This is a genomic window from Planktothrix sp. FACHB-1365 (assembly GCF_014697575.1).
Classification (GTDB): domain Bacteria; phylum Cyanobacteriota; class Cyanobacteriia; order Cyanobacteriales; family Microcoleaceae; genus Planktothrix.
Map to the genome: position 1 here is coordinate 117,980 of NZ_JACJSC010000016.1, position 7,942 is coordinate 125,921.

Sequence of the window (7,942 nt, forward strand, 5' to 3'; positions counted from 1 at the left end):
CGCTTTTCCTCATCCTTCCATAGTGCCAATTAAACGAGCGTAAGTTCCTTCTTGTCGGCGTAATTCTTCGTGAGTTCCCCGTTGAACAACCTTGCCTTTTTCTAAAACAATAATTTCATCACAATCACGAATTGTACTGAGGCGATGAGCCACTACAATACAAGAACAACCCCGCCGTCGTAAATTCCGATCAATGATTAATTCTGTTTCTGCATCTAAAGCACTGGTTGCTTCATCTAACACTAAAACAGCAGGATTTCTGACTAACGATCTCGCTATTTCTAACCGTTGTCGCTGTCCGCCACTCATGTTCATTCCTCCTTCATTTAAAACAGCATCATATCCTCCTGGCATATTTAAAATTAAGTCGTGAATTGCTGCATCTAAACAAGCTTCTACTAAATCTGATTCGGGTATTGTTGCATCCCAAAGGGTCAAATTTTCTCGCACTGTTCCCGCGAATAAAAAGATATCTTGTTCGACCATTGCTAATGAATTTGCAACAATAGAACGAGGATAATGCGATCGCGGAACACCATCAAATAAAATTTGTCCTGACCAAGGTGCGTAAAGTCCTGTCACCAACTTTGCAACCGTTGATTTTCCAGAACCACTACCCCCCACTAACGCCACTCTTTCCCCTGGTTTTAAACTTAAACTTAAATTTTCAATCAAAGGAGAATCTAAGCGATTATAGCCAAAACTAACATTGCGTAATTCAATATAACCTTCAAGTTGAAATGAGTCCTGACTAATCAAAAATAATGGAGAATTAGCAACCTTTTCCCCTTGACTCATTCTGTCTGCTTCCGAATCAACTGGATTTTGCAAAACATCATCAAGTCGGTTTAAATCTGCCTCTAATTCTTGCAGGGTACTGCCAAAATTAACAAGATTATTAACAGGTGTTAGAAATTGCTGGGTTAGACTTTGATAAGCAATCAACATTCCAATACTTAAATTACCGTTCATCACCCTTAAACCCCCAATAATTAAAATAGAGGCAGTCGCCAAAGCTGTTAAAAATGTGGGTAATATTGATAGCATTTGAGTAGGTAATGCTAACTCTTGTTGAGCGTTGAGCATCTTGGCATAATATCCAGCAAATTTAGAAAATAAATCAAGTTCTAAACCACTGGCTTTGATAGTTTCTATTGATTGAATACCACTGACTGCAACGCCACCTACTTTCCCGCTTTCTTGGGCAAGTCTAGTGTTTGTATCAACATGACTACGGGATAAAGATTGCAAAGCAAAGAAGTTTAAAGCTGCAAACAGAATCGCTACACTGGTTAATACCGAGTCATAGAGAAACATAATAGCAGCATAGAAAACTATCATTATAGAATCGATTACTGTTGTTGCTAATCTTCCCGATAAAATATCAGCTACTTTGTCATTTAATTGACTGCGACTGCTAATTTCTCCTGCAAACCGTTGAGCATAAAATCCGACGGGTAAGCGCAATGTATGCCAGAGAAATTGTCCTGACATGGAAACAGAAAGTTTAATCAAAAGTCGCCGGAGATAAAAAAGTCGTAACTTAGCGAGTAAGCCTTGGGCGATCGCTGCAAATAACATGACCAGAATTAAGGGACGCAACCAATCAATTCGATTTTGAACCAGAATTTCATCAATAAAAACTTGACTAAAGGCTGGAATTGCCAACCGGGGAATTGTTAGTAATAATCCGGCGATTAAACAATAGGCGATCGCCCAGCCAGAACTTTTCAATCGTGAACTTAGAGTCCGAACAATACTTGGCTTTTTACCAATTTTTTTAAACTGGGTTCCTCGTTCAAAAATTAAAACGACTCCCGTATAAGCTTGCCTAAATTCTTCTAGAGAAACCGTTCTTTTACCGGAAGCCGGATCGTTAAGATAAACGCGATTTTTCCCCAACCCTTCTACAACTAAAAAATGGTTAAAATTCCAGAAAACAATATAAGGAGGAGAAACAGTTTTTAGATCGTCAAAAGGCTTTTTAAACCCCTTGGCTTCTAAGCCATAAAGTCGGGCAGCTTTCAGGATATTAGAAGCTTTGCTCCCGTCTCTGGAAACGCCACACTCTCGCCGTAGTTCAGCTAAAGGGACAATTCGACCATAATAGCTGAGGATAATTCCTAAAGCCGCAGCGCCGCATTCCACTGCTTCCATTTGTAATAATATTGGAGTATGAACGCGGCTAGGTCGGCGATTTGTTAGTAATTTAATCAAAGCTAAAGTCATGGGATTTTATAGTTTTACGATGGGGGACTAAGCGAAATAAAAAATAAAATTAACCAAATTATTTTTACTAATTTAATAAACGCCAGTCAACGATCTAAAAATAGGAATTACATAAGAAATCGGGGCTAATTCTCCAATTTGGACTCGAACTTGGGTGGTTGTACCCGAAGAAATTTTAAGTGGGGGGCCATTAGAAGAAGACCATTTATAGCCACTAATTGTATTCGGATCTTTTTCTAATTCAACAAAGACCTGCACCAAAGCACCGCTTTTAGATATGCCTTCGGCGAGGGTATTTGCTAACTGTTCATTACCAATAATTGCCGACATATCTTGACTGGTTACAGGAAAAGAAGAAACTTGAGTTACTTTTCCAACAATCCCGCCGTAACGTTCTCGTTTAACAATACTAGGAGTCACTTGTACAGTCATTCCTGGTTTAATTTGCTTACCATCTTTGTCAGCTAAATAAACCAAACTAACCATTTTGGCGTTCGGATCTTCTGCTTCCAACGACCCTAGACGGACTCCCGAATTAAGAACTTGACCAGGAACAGCACTCACTTCTAAAATTCGACCATCATATTGACTAATAATTTTGCTTTCGCCGGATAATTGTCGTTCTAGTTGGGCTATTTTACGTTTAACTTCTTCAATTTGATTCGTTTGGTTAAGCGATTTTTCTAAATCTTGTTGAGTTAATTTTGAAGCTTGAGCTTCTAGGTCTTTAATTTTAGTTTTGATTTCATCAATTTTGTTCAGATTTTGTAAATAATCTCGTTCGGTATTTGTTTTTTGAACTTCAATTTCTTGGATACTGTTTTTGATTTCGTTGACTTTATTAAGATTTTGAAGAAACTGGCGATCGCTATTGGTTTTTTGGACATCGAGTTCCTTCAATTGAGTTTCGATATCTGATACTTGCATTTGAGCGTCTAATACTTCCCGTTTGGCTTGCAACAGGACATCTTGACTAATCGCTTTTTCCTGCTCAAAAAGATGTATACGCGCTTCAAAACGCTCTTGCAAAGTTTGTAATAAAGTCTCAATTTGTTGCTTGCGTTGCATCAGACTTTCTCGTTTTTCTGCGATCGCAGCTAGATTTTGTTGATAGAGTTTTGGTGTAATTTCTTCTCGCTGCAAACTCTCCACAAGACTTTGACGTTTTTGTTCCAGGGCTGCTCGATTTTCTTGGTACAATCTCGGTGTCACTGACTCTCGACGCAAAGATTCTTCCAAGTCTTTTTGCTGCTGATTTAATGTTTTTAATTCAAGTTCAATCTGTTGCTTTTGTAGTTTATTTGTATCTTGGTTCTGTGCTTGGAGTTGAGTTAATTTAGCTTTTTCTTGCTCTAGTTGTTGTTGGATATCGTATTTATCAATTACACCAATTTCTTCGCCTTTTTTAATTACATCTCCTGGCTTAATATTGAGCTTCATTAATTGACCATTACTAGGCGCTTGAAATTGCACGACACGGCGGGGCTGAATTAACACCCCTTGACCGTTTACACTAACCGGAATTCGCCCCACTACACTCCAAGTTCCAGCAACAGCCACTAAAAGACCAACGGTACCCAAAGGTAACCAAGCTCTAGGACTAACCACTTGCATCATTTGGTCAAGTCTTTCGGGAGAGGATAGCCGTTCTAAAGCTTCTTGGCTAAAAATTTGGTTGTTTTTCGTTTGCATAGATTAACCCTTATTTAAACATACAAAAAGTTGTCTGTAATCTGTTTTATTAACTTTAAAACAGCACTTTTAAGCGTTGCAGCATCCAATTAAATCTAGCACCTCCGAGCGTAATGTTATCGATTTCATCCAGATCAATCTCGTCGGAGTAAGACAAATTTTCTGATAATTCCTGCCCGATTCGGTAGGAATCTCTGCCGTAACCCAGTCGGCTAATCAGTCCTTGGAGTCGGGCTGACAATAACATCGCAATTACTCGGTAAAAACGGGAAGCCCTAGCGGGATTTTGCTGAAGTTTAATTAATAAATACTCTTTCTTAATGCTTAAAAGCTGTAAATTTTCTAAAGCTTTGTAAGTATAATTTGATAAACGTGCATCGATTAAAGCGGTGTCGCCTAAAATTTCTCCTTTACTAATTTTGCTGATTTCATATCCTGGTGAGAAGTTAATATGATCTTCAGTTTCTAAAATCGAAAAAAGGCGGGTTAGGGAACTTTTGTTTTCTTCACTGAAAGAAACAGATACGCTTCCCCGTAACAAGATATAGATTTTTTCTACGGGTTGCCCACTTTGAATTAAAATAGTATCTGTAGAACATTCTTCGATTTGGCTATGTTGAATCATCCAATCAATATCGCTATCGTTTAGTTCACCAAATAGTAAGGGAACATCTTGCAACGGTGGAATTTTTAAATTCCGATTTTGTGTAAATTTTTTGACGAGATGTTCAAAGCGGTTTAAGAGTAAAATGGCGATCGCATGATAAAAGCGAGAAGCAAATTCTGAATTTTGATTTAATCTAGCTAAAAGCTTTTGGTAGGGGAAAGCTAAAACTACCGAATTTTCAATTGCTTTAACGGTAATTGCTGACGGAATCATATTAAAAAAAGACAATTCACCCAGCACCTCTCCACTGGTAACTTGAGCTATTTCCTCTTCTAAGTTCACGAAATTTTCCAAAACAGCAAACGCACTTGCTAAAGCACTTCTTGAGTCCGCTTGAATCGTAACACTAAAAGCCCCTTCCAGAACGATATAAAAGGTTTCAATTGCTCTTTGTTGTCGAATCAATACAGTACCAGCAGCAACTTCTTGCCGATCTCCGTTGGCGATCATCCAACGAATATCACTTTTACTCAATTGTTCAATTAAAACTTTTTTCATCAGCTTAGAGTTGGGGTATAAATTTTGGGTTAATCCGAGCAGCAAACCATTTCTATTCTCTTAAACGAGGTATAATATTATTATTCTGTGGTTTCTTTGATTCATCAGATTTGCGACTTTTAACTCGATACTGTTCAAACTTTCTCATTGCCATTGTTAAACTCATTTTCATCCGTGTAAATGCTTCTACTAAACTTCCCACTTCATCATTAGATACTTTCTCAAACTCGGCATCCATATCACCCGTGCTTACCGCTTCAGCCACTTGAACAATCTTATTGATAGGTCGAACAATAAATCGTTTTAACCACAGATTGGTGACTAGGATTGTTAGAGCAAAAATCATAGATACAATTCCCATCACTAAAAGGAATGATTGGCGAGCATTCTGGAAAACTTGCTGCGCTGGAACAGAAACAATCTGAGTCCCAATCACTTCCTTTATAGGCCAATTAAACCCATTCGTTGTTCCATAAAGTTCAATCATCTTCTTAGGTGCATTAGCTGGGATACCGTGACATCTTAAACAACTGGATTCATTCAGGGATAAGGGACGAGCAATGTAGAAAAAATTCTGATTATTAACAGAACGAAATCCTTGTAATTCTTTGAGGTTTTTATTTTGACGGAACTGTTCCACGAGGGTCGTTTCAAAACCATCTGCTTTATTCATAATATTTGTGGGATTCAACATTGCCGATTTATAATAAATTCCCTTATAACGAGCGTCGCTCTCTTGGAGATGGGCAAAAATCTTACGGACTGAATAAGAAGGAATACTTTGCGCTAAAAATTCATCCGATGTTGAGCGAACAGCTAATTCTGGTGCGATTTCCGTACTGGTATATTTTCGGATAGAGTTTATGGTTTCACTCAACAACAAAGCCTTTGAGCTAATTTCATATTGAGCTTTGTAATTCAGAACATTAGCCAACGCTAAACCACTCAGGATAATTCCACTCATAAAAATGATTAGCAATAAAAAAGTCAGCTTTCTGGCTAATTTTAAATTATTGAAAAATGACAAGGGTTTGATTCGCATAAGGAAGTTACAAATTGTCTTAATAAAAAAACTGGTTATTAAGGTCAAGAATTTTCTTTATTAATGATTTGTTGAGCAACTTCTTCGATAGCTTGACTGATAGGATGCTGAGGATACTGAAGACAGAAAATGTTGCTGCTTGCTAGTCGAAGCATATCCTCTGATTCTGGAAAGATCCCGACAACGGGAGCGTTGTAAGTTTGTTCAACTTGTTGGCGAAGATCGTCAAAGTCGTATTCTTTGAGGGCTTTATTAATCAAGAGTAATAATTTAGGAACTCGCAGTTTCCTGGCAACATCTACCGTAACAGCAGTCCCTTGAAAATCTTGCTGGTCAGGTCGAAGGATAAACAAAACAATATCAGAGGTGGTTAAGGATATTAAGGTTTCTTGATTTAAACCTGGATGGGTATCAATAAATAAGTAGTCAAGATGGAGGTTTTTGATTAAAGTTTGGAAACCCTCTAACAATAGTTCAATATCAAAACGTTCCCGCAAGATCCGAGAAATATCGTTGACTTTGATACTAGAAGGAATTAAGTAAATACTGCTCCGAGTGTTTGCTGGGTTTTTAAGTACGGAGGTAACATTGTAGGCAGCATCCGTGATCGCAGAGTGACCCCAGAGAAAGTCATTCAAAGTGTGATCAATCTGTTGAGGGTCAAGCCCAAATAAAATGTGAATCCCTGGGGATTGAATATCAGCATCGACAATGCCAACGCGATACCCTTTACGGGCAATGGCTGTGGCAATATTGGCGGTTGAGTTGGATTTGCCAGTACCCCCTCGATAGGAGTGAATAGAGATAATTTTGGACATGGACTGTGTTCTTAAGAGCTTGTTCTGATTTAGCTTGCTCTCTCCTATTGATCTAATGGGTGTCATGCCACTTGATTTATGCAGTACCTTTAAGAGTGAAAATCTCTTAAGAATCCCCGTCGCGTTACTCGCGGGGAGTGTCAAACTAAGTTTTACTGATCTGACAGACGGGTGAGATCCATTGTCTAAGGGATTCAGCCATGTTTGATGGAGGTCTTTGGAATTATATTCGGTCATTAGCCTGGGCAATTGAAGTAAGATTGTTGCTCAAATTCCCTTCCTCCCGCAGAAATTTACCTTTTCTCTAAAAATATTGTTAAAGGTATTTTAGTTCTGGGATAAGTTTTAGCAACCTGATATAAAATATAAACAAATTAAAATAACATCCCACCATGAAAATCCTGCACGGAACCTGGATTCCTGAAACAACAGGTGATTTCATCGAACAAGGTGCATTTTACCTTTGGGTTGAAACCTCGACCCGCAAAACAAAGCAAAACTCAGATAGACTTCATCCCCAACATCTGACCGCATCAAATTTAGAAGCGTTTGTGCGAGATGAACTGGGGATTTCTGAACCGGATTCCCGTCTAATTTCCCTAAAATACTTTACCCTACCAACCGTTAATCAGGAACCGCTTCCTTCCCCTGAATTAGCAAAATACTTAGAAACTGACTTGAGCTTAGACTTTGAAGAATTTGCGACTTGGGAAATTACAACGTATCAATTGACATCAAGTCAGAATAGATTTAATTCCCTCAACATAATTATCAAACTTCTTAAAGAAATTCACTTCTTCGCTCAACAAAACCCCTCAGAAATGAGCCTCGGTTCTGACCTCTTCTTTTGGTATCACTATACCCAATTATTTAAACAAATCCTTTACAAAGATCAATATATTCCCGCGCTTAAATATCGTGAGCTTGCTTCCCCTAAAACCAAAGGTAAAGGTAAACGTTCCACCCAAACTCCTGTATTTGAAATTTATTCCGGTT

The 7,942-nt window shown here is 38.3% G+C and carries 5 protein-coding genes and 1 pseudogene; 1 reads left to right on the forward strand and 5 read right to left on the reverse strand.

Annotated features, from left to right (window positions below; translation table 11 throughout):
- Positions 1-9: 9 nt before the first annotated feature.
- The 5 genes from H6G57_RS17625 to H6G57_RS17645 all read right to left on the reverse strand — a co-directional run bounded on the left by H6G57_RS17625 (position 10) and on the right by H6G57_RS17645 (position 6,946).
- On the reverse strand, positions 10-2,229 hold the full coding sequence (locus H6G57_RS17625) for an NHLP family bacteriocin export ABC transporter peptidase/permease/ATPase subunit (protein WP_190520832.1): 2,220 nt from the start codon (positions 2,227-2,229) through the stop codon (positions 10-12).
- Positions 2,230-2,301: 72 nt separating this feature from the next.
- A complete protein-coding gene (locus tag H6G57_RS17630) occupies positions 2,302-3,921 on the reverse strand; it encodes an NHLP bacteriocin system secretion protein (protein WP_190520834.1) in 1,620 nt (539 codons plus the stop codon).
- A gap of 55 nt (positions 3,922-3,976) precedes the next feature.
- On the reverse strand, positions 3,977-5,086 hold the full coding sequence (locus H6G57_RS17635) for a cyclic nucleotide-binding domain-containing protein (protein WP_190520837.1): 1,110 nt from the start codon (positions 5,084-5,086) through the stop codon (positions 3,977-3,979).
- 52 nt (positions 5,087-5,138) lie between these two features.
- A complete protein-coding gene (locus H6G57_RS17640; RefSeq protein ID WP_190520839.1) occupies positions 5,139-6,128 on the reverse strand; it encodes a DUF3365 domain-containing protein in 990 nt (329 codons plus the stop codon).
- A 44-nt stretch (positions 6,129-6,172) separates the two neighbouring features.
- Positions 6,173-6,946, reverse strand: coding sequence for a MinD/ParA family protein (locus tag H6G57_RS17645; RefSeq protein WP_190520841.1), 774 nt, complete (start codon positions 6,944-6,946; stop codon positions 6,173-6,175).
- 392 nt (positions 6,947-7,338) lie between these two features.
- Between H6G57_RS17645 and H6G57_RS17650 the strand changes: the two are divergent.
- Positions 7,339-7,942: pseudogene (locus H6G57_RS17650) on the forward strand (ATP-dependent helicase); the annotation flags it as partial.

Bases quoted from the DNA above. Each gene is read 5' to 3' on its own strand.
- H6G57_RS17625 (WP_190520832.1), bottom strand. From the start codon at position 2,229: ATGACTTTAGCTTTGATTAAATTACTAACAAATCGCCGACCTAGCCGC.
- H6G57_RS17630 (WP_190520834.1), bottom strand. From the start codon at position 3,921: ATGCAAACGAAAAACAACCAAATTTTTAGCCAAGAAGCTTTAGAACGG.
- H6G57_RS17635 (WP_190520837.1), bottom strand. From the start codon at position 5,086: ATGAAAAAAGTTTTAATTGAACAATTGAGTAAAAGTGATATTCGTTGG.
- H6G57_RS17640 (WP_190520839.1), bottom strand. From the start codon at position 6,128: ATGCGAATCAAACCCTTGTCATTTTTCAATAATTTAAAATTAGCCAGA.
- H6G57_RS17645 (WP_190520841.1), bottom strand. From the start codon at position 6,946: ATGTCCAAAATTATCTCTATTCACTCCTATCGAGGGGGTACTGGCAAA.